Genomic DNA, 15,263 nt, shown 5'->3' with positions numbered 1-15,263 from the left:
TCTTGGATAACGGCACTCAGGACCATCAAACCACAGAACGAATCCCCCACCTATAAAATGGCAATGCGAACTCAAGCAAAATCAAGTTAAATGACCTACATCACATTCCGTGTGCTATTTTTTATGAGTGCTCGGCGTTTTATCTTTATAAATCAATAGCAAACAGTACGCCGTTTTGTTCATTTTCGCTCATTGGGCTAATTTGGGGAGACATGTCATGGTCAAATCTGGCGCTTCGTTTATCGCACGATTAAGCGTGAAATCAAAAATCGGCATTGTCGTCACTCTGCTTATCCTAACTATTTCTTATTTGATGCTCTCCGCCGTTCAGCAACACCTCTCTGTGATACGAAACCATGAGAAAGAATTACAGGGACTGCAGCTTGTTTGGCCAATCTATGAATTGATCACCCCCATTCAACAGGTCAGAGGCAACACCAACCGCTATTTAAATGGTGAAGAAGAGGTACTTCCCGCCATTCGATTGGCGCAACGAAGCGTAGATGAAAAAATCGCGTTTTTGTTCTCACTAGCAAATGACGCGAGCATCAAAAGCCAGTTCGATGTCACCAACGAAGTGAATCTGATTCGTTTGCAGTGGGAGACCTTGAAAAACAATGAGCTCGTAGGGACACCCGATGAGGTGTTTCAACGATACACTGACGCCGTTCAAAACCTCCGCCAGTTGCTTACCAGTTTGTCCGATAAGTCTGGGCTTTCTTTTGATTCTGAAGCCACCAGTGCCTACTTAATCGACCTTTCAACCAATTTTGCTCTGCAGCAGCAGGAAATCATAGGCATTACTCGCGGTAAAGGCTCTGGCATGTTAGCGAAAATTGAATCAGGGGACACGGTGACCAACGCCCAGCTCAATAACCTTACTAAAGTGGCAGCTGGCATTGGAATGTCAGAAGTGGCTTATCAGTTGAAACAAGCCTTCCTTGCCGATCCACGAATGGACCAAGCTTTACGCGGTTATTCTTCGGATGCTCAAGTCTCGATTGAGCAGTTTTCTAAAGAAATGCTCGCCTTCCTTTCATCAGGAGAAACCCCATTAACCTCAAAGGTAGTTTGGAGCAGCGGAACGGATGCCATCGAGAAAATACGCATACTCGTATATGAATCGCTACCTTGGATACGCACGATTGTTGAAGAGCGCATCGCGAGAGAATATAACCAATTTTATTGGTTGCTCTTCACTTCGAGCTTGGCGGTGTTTATTGCGCTATCTTTCGCGGTTTGGATTTTGGCCGACCTAAAATCCAAATACGAAGAAGAAAAAAGGCAATCCTCGCGTCTCACTCAAATCAAACAAGCACTCGATAACGTAAAAACCAGTGTGATCATGGCAAACACTGAGCACGATATTGTGTATATCAACGACGCTGCCTCGTTGCTTTTCAATGGGCGAGAATCGGGCATTCGAGAATGTATTCATGATTTTCGTTCCGACAAAGTCATGGGATCAGCTCTGGAAACTTTTGCCCCGTTCTCGGCCTTTAGAACCAACATACTCAATGATATGACGCATTCACACACGGAAGACGTGGAACTGGGTAATTTGCATTTCACCATCACGGTGATCCCCGTTTTTGACAAGGACAAATCGCGCATCGGCACTGTGATCGAATGGCAAGACAGAACCAATGAACGAATGTCGGAACGAGACATTAAAACAATCATCAATCAGGCCAAAAACGGCGAGCTTTCATCAAGGATCGAAGAGTCCGACAAGGACGGCTTCTTTTTGTATGTGGCGCAAGGTCTCAACGAATTGATGGATGTACTTCACAGTGCATTATCGGAAACCGTTAACATGTTTGATGCCCTTTCTCACGGCAGACTCGAAGGGGAAATCAGTGGTGACTACCAAGGCACTTTCCAGAAATTGCAATCTGATGCCAACAATACCATTCGTAAACTCGATCAAGTGGTTGTGGACATGCGCCAATCCGCTTCGGGCGTATCTAATGGTGCTGAGGAAATTGCCGCAGCAAACCAAGATCTCAGCCAACGTACGGAAGAGCAGTCTTCTAACTTGGAAGAAACCGCGGCCAGTTTGGAACAAATGACACAAACCCTTAAGAGTAGTTCTGATAATGCCACTCGAGCCTGCGAACTCGCCAGAAGCGCAGATATAAAGGCCAAACAAGGGGGTCATGTTGTATCGTCTGCGGTCAACGCCATGAGTGAAATCAATCAATCCAGCCGTAAAATTGCCGAAATCATTAGCGTGATTGATGTCATTGCTTTCCAAACCAACTTACTGGCATTGAATGCGTCGGTTGAAGCAGCAAGAGCGGGTGATCAAGGAAGGGGGTTTGCAGTGGTAGCAGGCGAAGTGCGATCTCTGGCGCAACGCAGCGCAACTGCCGCAAAAGAAATCAAAACGCTGATTGAAGACAGCGTTCAAAAAGTCGAATTGGGTTCTGAGCTGATCAACCGTTCAGGGGATACGCTGGAAGAAATCCAAAAAGCGGTAAGCGACGTTAACACTATTATTGTGACGCTTTCAGAAAACGCCAATGAGCAAGCCTTTGGCATTCAACAGGTCAATACCGCGGTCAATCAAATGGATGCCATGACACAGCAAAACGCCACCATGGTCGAAGAAACAGCGACAGCCAGTGCCACTATGGCCTCTCAAGCGCGGTATATGCTGTCATTGTTGGCGTTCTTTTCAACCAATGAGGAGATAAAAACACCTGCAATTGTGAACTCAGCGGCCCCTAAAGAGAATAAAAATACTAAAGCGGATGAGGATTGGGGTGACTTTTAGTGCGCACTGCCGCCGCTATTGCGACCCACACAAGCCAACAGTGCGAATGTGTAAACCACCTATTCGCCTGCACCTAGCTAGCGTAAGCGTCTGATTTAATGCCTCAGAAACCGCTTATTTTATGCACAGTTTCTGTGGGTAAGTGTCGCGCAAACGATGGCTTCAATGACTTGTAGATTGCAAGTTTTCTCGTCATATTTATATCTATCAGTGATGTAAAGCTGGGCTTTTCGTCATCCCTATATTTCGCAAAACCCCAACCGAAGTTAGGGCTCTATTTCACTTCAATCACAGTGATTGAAGGCCAATCAAGTTCGCGATATGAGCGTTACTGCAAATAAGTCGATTGGTTCGCTTTATCTACTTCCACAAGGAACAAGTTAAGTAACTCTTCGCCCTTCGCGCCATGTGTTTCTTTGATGTAGGCTTTTACGGCTGGCTGAGTTGCCTCACGCATGGATTGACGTTGTTCGTCCGTCAGTGCATTAATTTTCATTTTTTTGCTCAAACCAGCAATACCACGATCATCAGAAGCTTCAATTAAGCGAGATAGACCGCGGTTAGCACTTAGGGCGATCTCAACAGCGTCTGCAACAATCTTCTTCTCATTGTCAGTCAAGCTGTCGTAAAAGTCTTTGTTGACCATGAAAGTGTACGGGGCAAACAAGTGGTTGGTTAGCGTTAGGTATTGTTGCACTTCATTAAACTTCGCAAATGATACGGTTGGCACTGGGTTCATCTGACCATCGATCACGCCAGTTTGTAGCGATGAATACACCTCGCCCCAAGACAAGGGATAGGCTTCCGCCCCCAGAGACTGAATGATTTTTTGGTGGGTTGGCAATGTCATTGTGCGAATGCGCAGGCCTTTAAAATCTTCCAGTTCTTTAATTGGGCGCTTAGAGTTTGTCACTGAAAAGAAACCGCCTGTATCCGGGAAACCTAGCACTTTCACGTCTTTCATTTCCGCTTCAATATCACCCGCTAGCGTTTGACCAAATTTGCCGTCCAACACTTCATAGGTCGATGCGTTGTTGTCGAAGGCAAAAGGCACATCAAGCACACCAATACGAGGGTAATAACCCGCTAAAGGGCCAACCGGAGACAGCGTGCCCTGAAGTTGGCCATCTCGTACCATTTGGATATGTTCTTTGGCATTACCCAATTGATTGCTCGGGAAAACCTGTACGGTAATCTCCCCATTCGTCGCTGTTTCGACAATGTTCTTAAATACACCCGTGAACGCATGAGCAGGGTTTTCCATCATGTCTGCTTTGTTATCGTGACCAATGCGTAACACCTTGGTTGCCATTGCGAAAGGGGCGGTGACTAGACTGGCAGCAAGCGCAGTAGCAACAAGTGTTTTAGTTAGTGTTTTCATATTGACTCCGTGACTATGAAATTTGATTGTCATCTATCAGGTATTTCCGTTACTCAATGTCTACTTATGTGTTTTGGTTCATGCGCAGTGCGCTTATATTTCTGTGTTGCATAGCCAACATGTCTTAGTACCCAAGCCATCTTGGGATAAACAAGACAATATCGGGTAGAAAAGCAATGCCGAAAAGAAGCACTAATTGGCCGATGAGAAACGGCATCAACTCTTTAGATATCCCTTCTATTTTGGCGCCAGTGACGGACGAAAGAACGAACAGACAGGCGCCAATCGGTGGGGTCATCAGGGAGATATTCAACGCCAGAATAAATACGATGCCCGCATGGAGTGGATCCATGCCAATTTCTGCTGTAAGCGGAATCAAAATGGGTGCCAAAATTACCAGCATCACATTGATATCCATGATCATTCCTACTGTCAGTAAAAGAACAATAATCAAGGCGAGGATCACATCAGGATTGTCAGACAGTGAAATGAACATGTCTGCGATCATCTGTGGGATTTGATTGAAGCTCAGCCACCAGCCGAGAATGGATGCTGACCCAATGATGAGGTAAATCACCGCGGATATTTGCGATGTACGAATGATCATTTGGTACAGCGCTTTGAACGTAAGGTTGCGGTAAATAAAAGTACCAACAATCAACGCATAAGCGACAGCAATGGACGCCGCTTCCGTTGGCGTAACAATGCCGAATACGATGCCGCCGAGAATAATAATCGGCATCAGCAATGCCAACAGAGAGTTCTTAAAGTGATCGAGCACGACAGCGAGTGATGCTTGCTTATTGATTTTAGGCAGATTTTTTCGCTTACCCATCGCCCCAATGATGGCCATACAAACAAAACACACCAACAAGCCCGGCAGAATACCCGTGGCAAATAAACCGCCTATCGAGACACCCATGAGCGAACCATAAACCACCATCAAACCCGAAGGTGGAATAGTCGGGCCAATGATCGAGCCGGCAGCGGTCACTGCACAGGCGTAATCTTTGCTATAACCTTGTTTAACCATTGCAGGCACTAATGTGCGACCAAATGCTGCGGCGTCAGCCGTCGCCGATCCCGTAATGCCGGAAAAGAACACCGATGCCACCATGTTTGAATGAGCGAGCCCGCCCCGGAAGTGCCCCACCAAAGCCTCTGAAAGGTTCACCAAACGATTCGTAATGCCAGTGTGATTCATAATTTCACCCGCAAGAATGAAAAATGGCATCGCTAGAAATGGGAAAATATTTAGCCCGTTAAAAATTTTACTCGGTGCCAGTGAGGCAAAGTGAGCTCCACCAATTTCATGCATACCGACAAGCCCCGCGACACCCAGCGCAACTGCGATAGGCGCTCCCAGCAACATTAGCCCGGCGAACAATAAACCAATCATGAGCGATTTCCTTGCAAGTGGTCGGAACCATCAGACAGATATAATTTGAGTGCGTACCAGTCCTCAAGCCATACAAGAAATGCTTGAATACCCGCTAAAGCAAAGGTTACTGGGATCACGGCATAGGCATAGGACATTGGCATAGCAAAGACAGTGGAAAGTTGATGCATACCTTTTTCCGTAAAGGCATAGCCGAGATAGGCAATGTAGAAGAAGAAAGCGCACGTTAACGCGCCAACACAAAGCTTAATGACTTTCTGAACCATGTCAGGGAAACGCGCGGTGACAAATTCGAGCCCCATATGTTCGCGACCCGCAGTGCAACAAGGCACGGCCATTAAGATGGCCCATATCATCAGATAACGCGCCATTTCCTCTACCCACACCAGTTGAAGCTTTAGAACATAGCGATCTAATACACCAACCCATACGTCCAATATCAGCAGCGTGGTTAAGATAGCGACACACATCTGATTGGCTTTATTAAGCCGATTCTTCGTTGTCGTAATGATGTTGTTGGGTAATGTCATAAACCTTCAGTCCTTCCTTCTGACTGCTCTCCCCTCAAAGAGATTAACCATGTATTTACAATGGCCTTACAGTTGATTTTTTCACCATAACAATTTACGTTGCCAGCAAATACGACGGAGCTCACAAAACCAGCAATGCGTGATACTTTCAAACATATTTACCTAATTGCAAACGTAAAGCACTGATTAAAATACAAATTAATAAATCACGGAAAAAGTGATGTTGAAAAACCATGTTTGAAAATAACATTCTCGCCAGTGATGAAAAACAGCGAGTTACCCGTACTGAATACAAAATTTGGCAGAAAGTAACCTAATTATTCGGTCGTTTTTTTTGAAGGGAATTTGAACTTGCTCACCGCGAACACAAAAAAGCCGGCGATGCCAGCTTGATAAATATTGTAACGAATGAGGTGGTTTTAGCTAAGGTGATGCACTAATCAACATCGCTGTCGACTAAAAGCACGTAGGCATCCAATTAACCACGCAATCTTGCTCATCAACAACACCGATAAAGCGCCATTTATCGAACGTTAGGCAAGGATGAGACGTAGACATCACCACAATATCCCCCACGTTCAATCCGCCATTAGGCGCTTCCACGAACATGTGTTGATCCATCACTTTGGTGGCAGTCATTACGGGTAACGGCTGCTCTACCCCTTCACGAATCAAGCGTTCAATCGTCGGTAAGCCCGCATCAAAGGCGACATCTCGTTTACCAATACCAACAATCACCTTACCGTCTTCGGGCACAGAAACCACGTGCGCCCATACCTCTAACGACGACACAAGATCGCCGCTAATATCGCAAGCAACACCTTGGCTCGCACTCGCGCGCGCTTGAACCTGGTTTTGCGCACTCTCATAAATACCCGTGTCATGAATCGCATAGCAGCCAGGGCGAATTACACCCGTTATCCCATTTAGCGCGTTGAACTCTTCAGCAACCACGTCATACCACGCAGAGCCTGCACCGGAAACGATAGCTTCTTTCAACGCATATTTGGACTTCAGTGCTTCAAGTAATGAAATCGCCAGCTGCAAGAATTGACGAATATCTTGCTCTGCATGCTCACCATTGATGACACCTTCATAAACTTCAATCCCTCTCAAAGAAAGATGGGGCGAGGCTTGAATTTCCGCGGCGATCGCATGAACATCCTCTGCATGTCGACAGCCACATCGTCCACCCTGCACACCTAACTCAATAAACAGTGGGACCGTCACCTGTTCTTGTTCAGCAATGGCCTGCCATGAATGCACATTGCTCAAACTATCTACACAGGCGTACACCACCACGCCATATTGCTTGATAAGCTCAGCGACCATCTGCATGTTCACATTACCGACCACTTGGTTTGCAATAATGATGTTTGTCGCCCCCGCCATTACAGCAACTTCGGCTTGTGCTGGTGAAGCCACGGTCAGCCCCCAGGCTCCTTCTTCAAGTTGTTGTTTGAACAAATCAGGGGACATGGTGGTTTTGCCATGAGGGCAGAGTTTGACATGGTGATGATGGGCAAACGACTGCATCCATTGCAGGTTATTTTCAATCGCACCTTGTCTGACAACGGCGCAAGGCAAGCTCACCTGCTCGTCTTTTAGCGAATAACGGCCTTGCTTTTGGCGTCCAATAGGCACACCTTTTGTACCAAAAGGAAAGGTCTCCGCGTCCGCAGCCTGAAAATTACTATCACAAGTTTGCTTTTTATCGTCCATATCAAATTCTCCAAACATGACCTACAAGCCTGTGGAAACTGGCTTCATTGTGCGTTACAGTATTTCCCATGTTAGAAACTATCAAACATTACCGCGCCAAATGTGCGCTTTCTCACTTTTTTATTTTTGCAGTAAATCTAGTATTTGCTCAACGAACAGGTGAACGTTATGCCCATTGAAATCGATATTATTTCTTGTATTTCAGAGCGTTTTAACGCGTTAAGAGATGCCGAAAAGAAAGTTGCCACGCTCATTATGGATGACTTATCGATGGCAGCGAATGCCAGCATTACACAACTGGCAAACAGCGCAGGAGTCAGTGAAGCCACAATCACTCGATTTGCTAAAGCCGTGGGATGTAAGAACGTCCGCGATTTAAAAATCAAACTGGCACAATCACTGGCTGTTGGTTCGCGTTTTATCGATGACCCTATCGACACGACAGGTGTTCAAGGGGTTTATGAGTCCATTAAACACACCATGGATATCAATCGAAAAATTCTTAAAGAAGAAGACGTTAAACTTGCTGTTGAATGGTTACACGGTGCACGACAAATTATTTCTATTGGCATGGGCGGCGGCTCTACGATGGGCGCACAAGAATTCCAGCACCGTATTTTCCGATTAGGCTACCCCGTGGTCGCGTATAACGATGGCTTGTTAGTCAGAATGGTCGCCTCGACTGCCGATAAGAATGATGTGTTAGTGATGATGTCGACCACTGGCTTCACGCCGACCATTGTTGAGACTGCCGAGTTAGCGAAGCAATACGGCGTGAAGATTATTGCCATCACTGCCGAGGGTTCACCGCTTGCGAATATCAGCGATTTGGTTTTCCCTATCGTGACACAAGAAACTGATTTTATTTATAAACCATCTGCTTCACGTTACGCCATGCTTGCGTTAATTGATGTTCTTGCCATGGAATTGGCCGTGAGCCACAAACGCCGCTCAAGAGACCGTCTTCGCCGACTAAAACTCGCGCTAGATGCTCATCGCGGAGGCGTAGATAGACAGCCGCTAGGTGATTAGCGCGTATTTAGAAAGGAACAGAAACCAAGATGCAGCTTGATATCATCATTCGTCACGCCACCATTATTGATGGAACGAATGCGCCAGCATACTCAGCGGATGTGGGCATTGAAAACGACAAGATCGCCTTTATCGGCGACCTTTCTCGCGTGCAAGCTCCGACCGACATTGATGCACAAAGCAAAGTGCTCGCACCCGGCTTTATCGATGTACACACCCATGACGATACTAACGTTATCCGGCTACCAGAATGCTTACCGAAAATCAGCCAAGGCATCACCACCACGATAGTGGGAAACTGTGGCATTAGTGCCTCCCCTGCCACGCTCACTGCAGCGCCGCCTGACCCAATGAACCTATTGGGTAAACAAACAGACTTTCAATATCCGACGTTTGCATCCTATGCCAAAGCCGTGACTAACGCCGAGCCTGCTGTCAATGTGGCTGCGCTCGTCGGGCACACGACCCTTAGAAACAATGTCATGGACGATTTGTTTACCGGTGCAACGAATGAGCAAATTGCCCAAATGCGTAAAACACTCCGTGAAGCATTAGAACAAGGAGCTCTTGGTCTGAGCAGCGGACTCGCCTATGCCAGCGCAAAATCTTCACCAGAAGAAGAAGTGCAGCAACTCGCTATGGAGCTCTCCGAGTTTGGCGGCATCTATACCACTCACATGCGTACCGAGTTCGAAGGTATTTTAGGTGCGATGGATGAAGCCTTTCGCGTCGGCCAAAAAGCCAAAGTGCCAGTGATCATCTCACACCTAAAATGTGCAGGAGCAGGTAACTGGGGCCGCACCCATGATGTACTGAAAAAAATGGACAGTGCATCAGCACACCAGGACATTGCCTGCGACTGCTATCCCTACTCGGCTAGCTCTTCCACGCTCGACTTGAAACAAGTCACCGATGATATCGATATTTTCATCACGTGGAGTGACTCCTTGCCCGAACATGCGGGCAAACTACTCAAACAAGTCGCTCAAGATATGGATCTGCCATTGATGGACGCCGCCCAAGCACTGCAACCCGCAGGCGCGGTATACCACTGTATGGATGAAGCAGATGTTGAGCGTGTCCTGAAATATAAGCTCACCATGATTGGCTCTGATGGCTTGCCCAACGACCCGCATCCACATCCGCGTTTATGGGGTGCTTTCCCTCGCGTGTTGGGCTACTACAGCCGAGAACGCAACATTTTCTCGCTTGAAACCGCGATTCACAAGATGACAGGGCTGTCTGCAGCACGCTTTCAATTAGCGGGGCGCGGTGAAATTAAAACAGGGAATTTCGCTGACTTGGTGCTCTTTGATAAAAACGAGATTTCCGACGTGGCTAGCTACGACCATCCCATCGCTGCGGCAAAAGGGATCTTGGCGGTCATCGTTAATGGCAATATTGCCTATACCGAAAAACAGGGCGTATTGAGCCGATCTGGGCGCTTTCTGGCTCGCAGTATTAAATAGACACTCAATAACCGCGCAATAACGCCCCATAGCCTAATAACCAAACTATCTGGAGAAACAAACATGACTATTAAACGTTACGGTGTCGAAGGTGGCACAGGCACAGGTGGACAACACCTTCCGTTCGCACGAGCAACAGAAGCGGGCGGTTTCCTTTATGTGTCAGGCCAAACACCGATGACAGACGGCGAGGTGGTGGAAGGGGGCATTGTCGATCAGTCTCGTCTCGCTATCCAAAACTGTGTCGATATCATGGAAGAAGCTGGCTACACCCTTGCCGACGTCGTGCATGTAAAAGTGGTGCTAACGGACTCGCGTTATTTCCAATCATTCAACAAAGTCTTCAGAGAGTTCTTTGGCGAACACCCACCAGCACGTATCTGCATGGTGTGCGACCTTGTTGTTGATGTGAAAGTAGAAGTCGACGTGACTTGCTATCGCGCTGATCGCGTGTAATCCGCAAGAATCAATAAGCAGATGGGATCGGAGTCGAGCAAGATGAGAACATTGAACATTGCCTTTTTTGGCGAATGCATGGTCGAATTAAGCGGCAAGCCCCTGAACAAAACCTTCGGCGGCGACACACTCAATACGGCATTGTATCTTGCTCGATTGTTGTCCCATCACCCTATCAATATCCACTATGCGACGGGGCTTGGGGAGGAGGCTCTTAGCGATGATCTGCTCACTGCATGGCACAGTGAAGGCATTCATACCGATCTTGTCTCTCGTGTCCCCAACAAAAATCCGGGGCTGTACCTCGTCGAAACCGATGAACACGGCGAGCGTTCGTTCCATTACTGGCGCACTGACAGCGCAGCGACACATTATTTCGACGCGATTTCGCCGCTTGAACATGCCATAGAAAACCAAGACATTGATGCGCTCTACCTAAGCGGGATCAGCTTTGCGATTCTATCTGACGAAGCCAAAGCCCGTTTATTGTTATGTGTTAAGCGACTAAAGATACAAAACAAAACCGTTTTCTTTGATAACAATTTTCGCCCGCAACTTTGGTCAGCAACGCGAGCGAGACAATGGTATCGCGATATATTGCGCCATACCGATGTCGCGTTAATTACTGAAGATGATGACATGCTGATTTGGGGTGACACCAAGATCGTTGAACGGTGTAAATCCTTTGGTTGCGAGCAGCTTGTTATTAAGCGAGGCAGCGAACCTTGCGTGGTCATTTCCGATCTACAAACCGATGCCAAACGTGTTGAAGTGTCAGCGACGCATGTGACAAACGTAGTCGACACTTGCGCGGCAGGAGACTCCTTTGCTGCGGGTTTTCTCGCGGGGTATCTCACTCAACAGTCCCCCACAGAATGCGCAGAACTTGGTCATGCACTCGCGGGTGTCGTGATTCAATTTCCGGGAGCCATTGTTCCCATCGCCCATACCGAACCTTTTCACCTTACAGGAGCCTAACATGTCACAAGATTTAGTCGCTAAACTCAACGAATTCAAAGTCATTCCCGTGATTCAACTTGATGATGCCGCACAGGCAGTACCGCTTGCCAAAGCGTTAGTTGAAAACGGCCTTCCTGTTGCAGAAGTCACCTTCAGAACAGAAGCTGCGGCAGAAGCGATTCGTTTGATGCGTGAGGCATATCCTGACATGTGCATTGGTGCTGGGACGGTGTTGAACGCCGAACAAGTCGACAAAGCCAAAGCGGCTGGCGCAGAGTTTATTGTGGCACCAGGGCTGAACCCAAACACGGTGAAGTACTGCCAAGAAATCGGCATTCCGATGGTGCCGGGCGTTAACAGTCCAAGTCAAATCGAGCAAGGCTTAGAGCTCGGTTTGACCATGATGAAATTCTTCCCTGCAGAAGCCTCTGGCGGCATCGCGATGGTCAAATCGTTACTTGCCCCCTATGTCAACGTGACCCTAATGCCAACGGGTGGGATCAGCAAAGCGAACGTGTCTGATTATCTTGGGATCGATCGGGTTGTTTGTTGCGGCGGTACTTGGATGGTCGCGCCTAAACTGATTGAAGCGGGTAATTGGGATGAGATTGGTCGCCTTGTCCGCGAAGCGGTCGAACACACGCGCTAATTTTCTTCCTCCTTTCGTTTTCTAGTCTGTCTGTATGCCCGTCTTTACGACGGGCTTTTTGATGTTGGCGATAGTTGATGACCACCACCAGTCTCTATCTATACAGTTTGTTAGTTGGATACCAAACGGGACGGTTCAACCTGCGCTTTTTCACTGCTAGCGAGCTTTAACCAAACAACCCCAAGAATAATGACAGATAACCAGAATGCTTGGAGAAGAGACAAGGTTTGATCGAATACGATTGCTCCAAACACAGAGGCACCTATTGCACCGATACCCGCCCATACGGCATAACCGATACCGACATCTATAGATTTCAAGGCAACACTCAGTGAGTAAAGCGTCAACAGGAAGAAGACGACCGCTGAAACAGACCAATTGAGAATCGTAAATGCCTCACTCCCTGCTACGCTCAACGCATAACCAATCTCAAATACCCCAGCAAGTAGAAGCATTGCCCAAGCATATGTGGTGCTTACTTTCTTAGTTTTCGACGTCATTTTTTATTCCTTTAAAATCATGAATGAACAATTGTGGCTAAATGGGTCAATATGGTGGCGATTACGCAGCACCGCTCATTCGCAAACCAATAACACCACCAATAACGAGAGCGATACCCAAGAGCTTTTTCCCTCCAAGTCGCTCACCGAAAAATAAAGCGCCCAAAATGACGATTCCCACTCCTGCCGTGGATGTCCAAATTGAGTAGCCAATACCCACATCAAATTCAAGTAACGCTAAACTGAGAAAATAAGTCGCGACGGCGCCACTCAATAGCGTCGCCGCCGTCCAACTAGGATGAGTAAATCCTTTTGCGTTTCCTGCCGAAATAGCAACGGCAATTTCAAAAATGACCGCCGTTCCAAGATATAACCAACTCAACATGTCTCTTTTCTCCCTATCAGATAACAATTCTCACGCAACACATTTACTTGCATGTGCAAGCATATTAGTAATAACGCAATGATGCTGTCAAGATACTTGCACGTACAAGTAGTTGAGTGTTTGTTGATGGACACTTATAGGCAGTTGGTTTTTTGTTATGCTGTTTTTTATTTAACTCATTAAAAATTAGGAATTTAATTAGTTTTACCGCACAAATCCAAACATTTGCTCGCGACAAGAAAGAGAGATAGCACGAGGTTTTACTTTGATTGATTTGTTTTGCAGTGCGGAGCATTTCACAAATTATTACCGCTTGTTATACTCAGATTTTAAGATTTTGCATGTATATACATACTTAAAATGAAAGCAACGTTGGGGCAAGCAAGTCCCTACGCATAATCGCTAGGAATCGCTAGGAATCGCAGAATGATATTGCAGTACTCGTTGTGGCAAAGAGTTAAGATCGTCGTTGATCGCGTCGAAAATCAGATAGCAAAAGAGATGCAACGTGAGCACGGGCTTGGCTTAACAGAGTATCGAGCACTAACGCTTCTTTCCAACGCTGCAGACGCCGAATTGAGGATGCAAGAACTCGCCAAACTTCTAGGGTTGAATCAGAGCTCTGTCACTCGCCTTGTTGAAAGACTAGAAAAAGGTGGATATACCCTTCGAGATCTTTGCCCAAAAGACAAACGAGGTGTTTATACCGTACTAACTGGGCGAGGCCGAGAAGTCCAAAGCCAGGCTGAGAATGACTACGCCAGCTACATCAAAGCGGCGTTAGACTCAGCTAGCCAAGAAGAGGAAAACAGTAAAGTCGTTGACTGCCTTCGTCAAATTATTGAAGAGTGACAGAATACTTCCCTAGCGCCTTAGTTAACTCCCCCGCTGAAATCGCTTTGCAGCCTGAGGTGTTTTGTCCGCACCATAACGGTGTGAAATCATCACGTCCTTGCTGCTCGGCTTGGCGCCTGAGGGGAGCGGCCTCGATAGAGGCATAAGGAAACGTTGGCGCGAGTGGCTGCATGTATCCAAGCTCTCTCATTGCTCGATTAACGATGCCACGAGCTGGCCTACCCGTGAAAATATTCGTGAGTGCAGTGTGCTGAGACAGCTCACTCAGAATCGCTGAGCGGTGAAGCGTAGACGTTTTGGTTTCAGCACACAGCAAATAGGCTGTACCCACTTGTACGGCCTGTGCACCCAATAGCATTGCCGCTTGCACACCACGACCATCTGCAATACCACCAGCCGCAATCACCGGTAGATTCACTTTCTGGACTATCTGAGGCACGAGCGACGCAGTACCCACTTGTGTGGTGATGTCCTCAGACAAAAACATACCTCGGTGACCGCCTGCCTCTAAGCCTTGCGCGATGATGCCATCAGCGCCGTTTGCTTCTAACCACATGGCTTCTTGAAGTGTCGTTGCGGAAGACAAGACCTTTGTCCCCCAGCTTTTTACGCGGGCCAGTAATGTATGATCGGGCAAACCGAAATGAAAGCTAACAATCGGCGGACGATATGACTCAATGGCATCAGCAATATCATGGTTAAACGGCAAACGGTTGGTTGTGATTGGCAAGCTTGTGGGGTCGATATCCAGCTCGGCAAAATATGACGTCAGCGCATCTCGCCATTCGGCATGTTGGCGTTGATTGAACGCAGGCATTCGGTGACAAAAGAAATTGAGATTGTAAGCTTGTGTCGTCGCGGCACTGATGACCTCAAGTTCACTCACGATTTGATCGAGATTCAACATGCCGCAGGGCAAAGATCCTAACCCACCCGCTTCGCTCACTGCGATGGCTAGGGCGCTATCTTGCACGCCCGCCATCGGCGCTTGAATAATAGGAAGATCTGTTCCAAGCAACGCTTTGAATGACTGGTGAGTATTATTAACGCTCGCTTTTTTTACCCACTTACCCATCGCGATATTGCCATTATTCATTGAATTCCCTTCACGCATTCGTGCACGGTTGAGTTAACCACACATAAATC

The 15,263-nt window shown here is 47.3% G+C and carries 14 protein-coding genes; 7 read left to right on the top strand and 7 right to left on the bottom strand.

The genetic code is table 11. The features are described 5' to 3' along the window. The first annotated feature begins 217 nt into the window (after positions 1-217). Complete coding sequence (locus tag LRP50_RS20195; protein ID WP_274166251.1) at positions 218-2,779, top strand: methyl-accepting chemotaxis protein; 2,562 nt, start codon at positions 218-220, stop codon at positions 2,777-2,779. Between the two features lie 328 nt (positions 2,780-3,107). Here LRP50_RS20195 and LRP50_RS20190 read toward each other — a convergent pair whose 3' ends face one another. From LRP50_RS20190 to LRP50_RS20175, 4 genes are all read right to left on the bottom strand, one after another. Further along, positions 3,108-4,160: a TRAP transporter substrate-binding protein gene (locus tag LRP50_RS20190; RefSeq protein WP_274166250.1), complete on the bottom strand. Its 1,053-nt coding sequence runs from the start codon at positions 4,158-4,160 to the stop codon at positions 3,108-3,110. 124 nt (positions 4,161-4,284) lie between these two features. Beyond that, the gene (locus LRP50_RS20185; RefSeq protein ID WP_274166249.1) at positions 4,285-5,559 is read right to left on the bottom strand and encodes a TRAP transporter large permease; all 1,275 of its coding nucleotides are present in this window, start codon (positions 5,557-5,559) and stop codon (positions 4,285-4,287) included. Further along, positions 5,556-6,089 carry a TRAP transporter small permease gene (locus LRP50_RS20180; RefSeq protein ID WP_274166248.1) on the bottom strand — a complete coding sequence of 178 codons (534 nt, stop codon included), beginning with the start codon at positions 6,087-6,089 and terminating at the stop codon, positions 5,556-5,558. The genes LRP50_RS20185 and LRP50_RS20180 overlap by 4 nt, the downstream gene beginning before the upstream one ends. Positions 6,090-6,545: 456 nt before the next feature. Next, entirely contained in the window at positions 6,546-7,811 is a 1,266-nt protein-coding gene (locus LRP50_RS20175; RefSeq protein ID WP_274166247.1) for an alanine racemase, read from the bottom strand. A 168-nt stretch (positions 7,812-7,979) separates the two neighbouring features. Here LRP50_RS20175 and LRP50_RS20170 point away from each other — a divergent pair, with 168 nt between their 5' ends. The 5 genes from LRP50_RS20170 to LRP50_RS20150 all read left to right on the top strand — a co-directional run bounded on the left by LRP50_RS20170 (position 7,980) and on the right by LRP50_RS20150 (position 12,377). Then, on the top strand, positions 7,980-8,843 hold the full coding sequence (locus tag LRP50_RS20170) for a MurR/RpiR family transcriptional regulator (RefSeq protein ID WP_274166246.1): 864 nt from the start codon (positions 7,980-7,982) through the stop codon (positions 8,841-8,843). A gap of 29 nt (positions 8,844-8,872) precedes the next feature. Beyond that, on the top strand, positions 8,873-10,312 hold the full coding sequence (locus LRP50_RS20165) for an N-acyl-D-amino-acid deacylase family protein (RefSeq protein ID WP_274166245.1): 1,440 nt from the start codon (positions 8,873-8,875) through the stop codon (positions 10,310-10,312). A 63-nt stretch (positions 10,313-10,375) separates the two neighbouring features. After that, positions 10,376-10,768 (top strand): RidA family protein, encoded by a 393-nt coding sequence (locus LRP50_RS20160; RefSeq protein WP_274166244.1) that lies wholly within the window; start codon positions 10,376-10,378, stop codon positions 10,766-10,768. Between the two features lie 42 nt (positions 10,769-10,810). After that, the gene (locus LRP50_RS20155) at positions 10,811-11,746 is read left to right on the top strand and encodes a sugar kinase (protein ID WP_274166243.1); all 936 of its coding nucleotides are present in this window, start codon (positions 10,811-10,813) and stop codon (positions 11,744-11,746) included. Between the two features lies 1 nt (position 11,747). After that, positions 11,748-12,377 (top strand): bifunctional 4-hydroxy-2-oxoglutarate aldolase/2-dehydro-3-deoxy-phosphogluconate aldolase, encoded by a 630-nt coding sequence (locus LRP50_RS20150; protein ID WP_274166242.1) that lies wholly within the window; start codon positions 11,748-11,750, stop codon positions 12,375-12,377. A gap of 110 nt (positions 12,378-12,487) precedes the next feature. On the opposite strand, the gene LRP50_RS20145 is transcribed toward LRP50_RS20150, so the two are convergent. Together LRP50_RS20145 and LRP50_RS20140 are read right to left on the bottom strand one after the other, a co-directional pair. Continuing rightward, positions 12,488-12,877, bottom strand: a complete 390-nt coding sequence (locus LRP50_RS20145; protein WP_274166241.1) for a DMT family transporter — start codon at positions 12,875-12,877, stop codon at positions 12,488-12,490. 61 nt (positions 12,878-12,938) lie between these two features. After that, entirely contained in the window at positions 12,939-13,262 is a 324-nt protein-coding gene (locus tag LRP50_RS20140) for a DMT family transporter (protein WP_274166240.1), read from the bottom strand. Positions 13,263-13,688: 426 nt separating this feature from the next. Here LRP50_RS20140 and LRP50_RS20135 point away from each other — a divergent pair, with 426 nt between their 5' ends. Further along, complete coding sequence (locus LRP50_RS20135; RefSeq protein WP_274166239.1) at positions 13,689-14,114, top strand: MarR family winged helix-turn-helix transcriptional regulator; 426 nt, start codon at positions 13,689-13,691, stop codon at positions 14,112-14,114. Here LRP50_RS20135 and LRP50_RS20130 read toward each other — a convergent pair. Then, positions 14,101-15,192: an NAD(P)H-dependent flavin oxidoreductase gene (locus LRP50_RS20130; RefSeq protein ID WP_274166274.1), complete on the bottom strand. Its 1,092-nt coding sequence runs from the start codon at positions 15,190-15,192 to the stop codon at positions 14,101-14,103. The two genes, LRP50_RS20135 and LRP50_RS20130, sit on opposite strands and share 14 nt — an antisense overlap. Between the last annotated feature and the right edge of the window lie 71 nt (positions 15,193-15,263).

Source organism: Enterovibrio gelatinilyticus (assembly GCF_028683095.1).
GTDB lineage: Bacteria > Pseudomonadota > Gammaproteobacteria > Enterobacterales > Vibrionaceae > Enterovibrio > Enterovibrio gelatinilyticus.
This window is presented reverse-complemented; position numbering and strand designations above follow the sequence as displayed.

Excerpts from the sequence above, each read along its gene's own strand:
- LRP50_RS20140 (WP_274166240.1), bottom strand. The coding sequence starts at position 13,262 with ATGTTGAGTTGGTTATATCTTGGAACGGCGGTCATTTTTGAAATTGCC.
- LRP50_RS20135 (WP_274166239.1), top strand. The coding sequence starts at position 13,689 with ATGATATTGCAGTACTCGTTGTGGCAAAGAGTTAAGATCGTCGTTGAT.
- LRP50_RS20155 (WP_274166243.1), top strand. The coding sequence starts at position 10,811 with ATGAGAACATTGAACATTGCCTTTTTTGGCGAATGCATGGTCGAATTA.
- LRP50_RS20165 (WP_274166245.1), top strand. The coding sequence starts at position 8,873 with ATGCAGCTTGATATCATCATTCGTCACGCCACCATTATTGATGGAACG.
- LRP50_RS20170 (WP_274166246.1), top strand. The coding sequence starts at position 7,980 with ATGCCCATTGAAATCGATATTATTTCTTGTATTTCAGAGCGTTTTAAC.
- LRP50_RS20195 (WP_274166251.1), top strand. The coding sequence starts at position 218 with ATGGTCAAATCTGGCGCTTCGTTTATCGCACGATTAAGCGTGAAATCA.
- LRP50_RS20150 (WP_274166242.1), top strand. The coding sequence starts at position 11,748 with ATGTCACAAGATTTAGTCGCTAAACTCAACGAATTCAAAGTCATTCCC.
- LRP50_RS20180 (WP_274166248.1), bottom strand. The coding sequence starts at position 6,089 with ATGACATTACCCAACAACATCATTACGACAACGAAGAATCGGCTTAAT.
- LRP50_RS20175 (WP_274166247.1), bottom strand. The coding sequence starts at position 7,811 with ATGGACGATAAAAAGCAAACTTGTGATAGTAATTTTCAGGCTGCGGAC.
- LRP50_RS20160 (WP_274166244.1), top strand. The coding sequence starts at position 10,376 with ATGACTATTAAACGTTACGGTGTCGAAGGTGGCACAGGCACAGGTGGA.
- LRP50_RS20130 (WP_274166274.1), bottom strand. The coding sequence starts at position 15,192 with ATGGGTAAGTGGGTAAAAAAAGCGAGCGTTAATAATACTCACCAGTCA.
- LRP50_RS20190 (WP_274166250.1), bottom strand. The coding sequence starts at position 4,160 with ATGAAAACACTAACTAAAACACTTGTTGCTACTGCGCTTGCTGCCAGT.
- LRP50_RS20185 (WP_274166249.1), bottom strand. The coding sequence starts at position 5,559 with ATGATTGGTTTATTGTTCGCCGGGCTAATGTTGCTGGGAGCGCCTATC.
- LRP50_RS20145 (WP_274166241.1), bottom strand. The coding sequence starts at position 12,877 with ATGACGTCGAAAACTAAGAAAGTAAGCACCACATATGCTTGGGCAATG.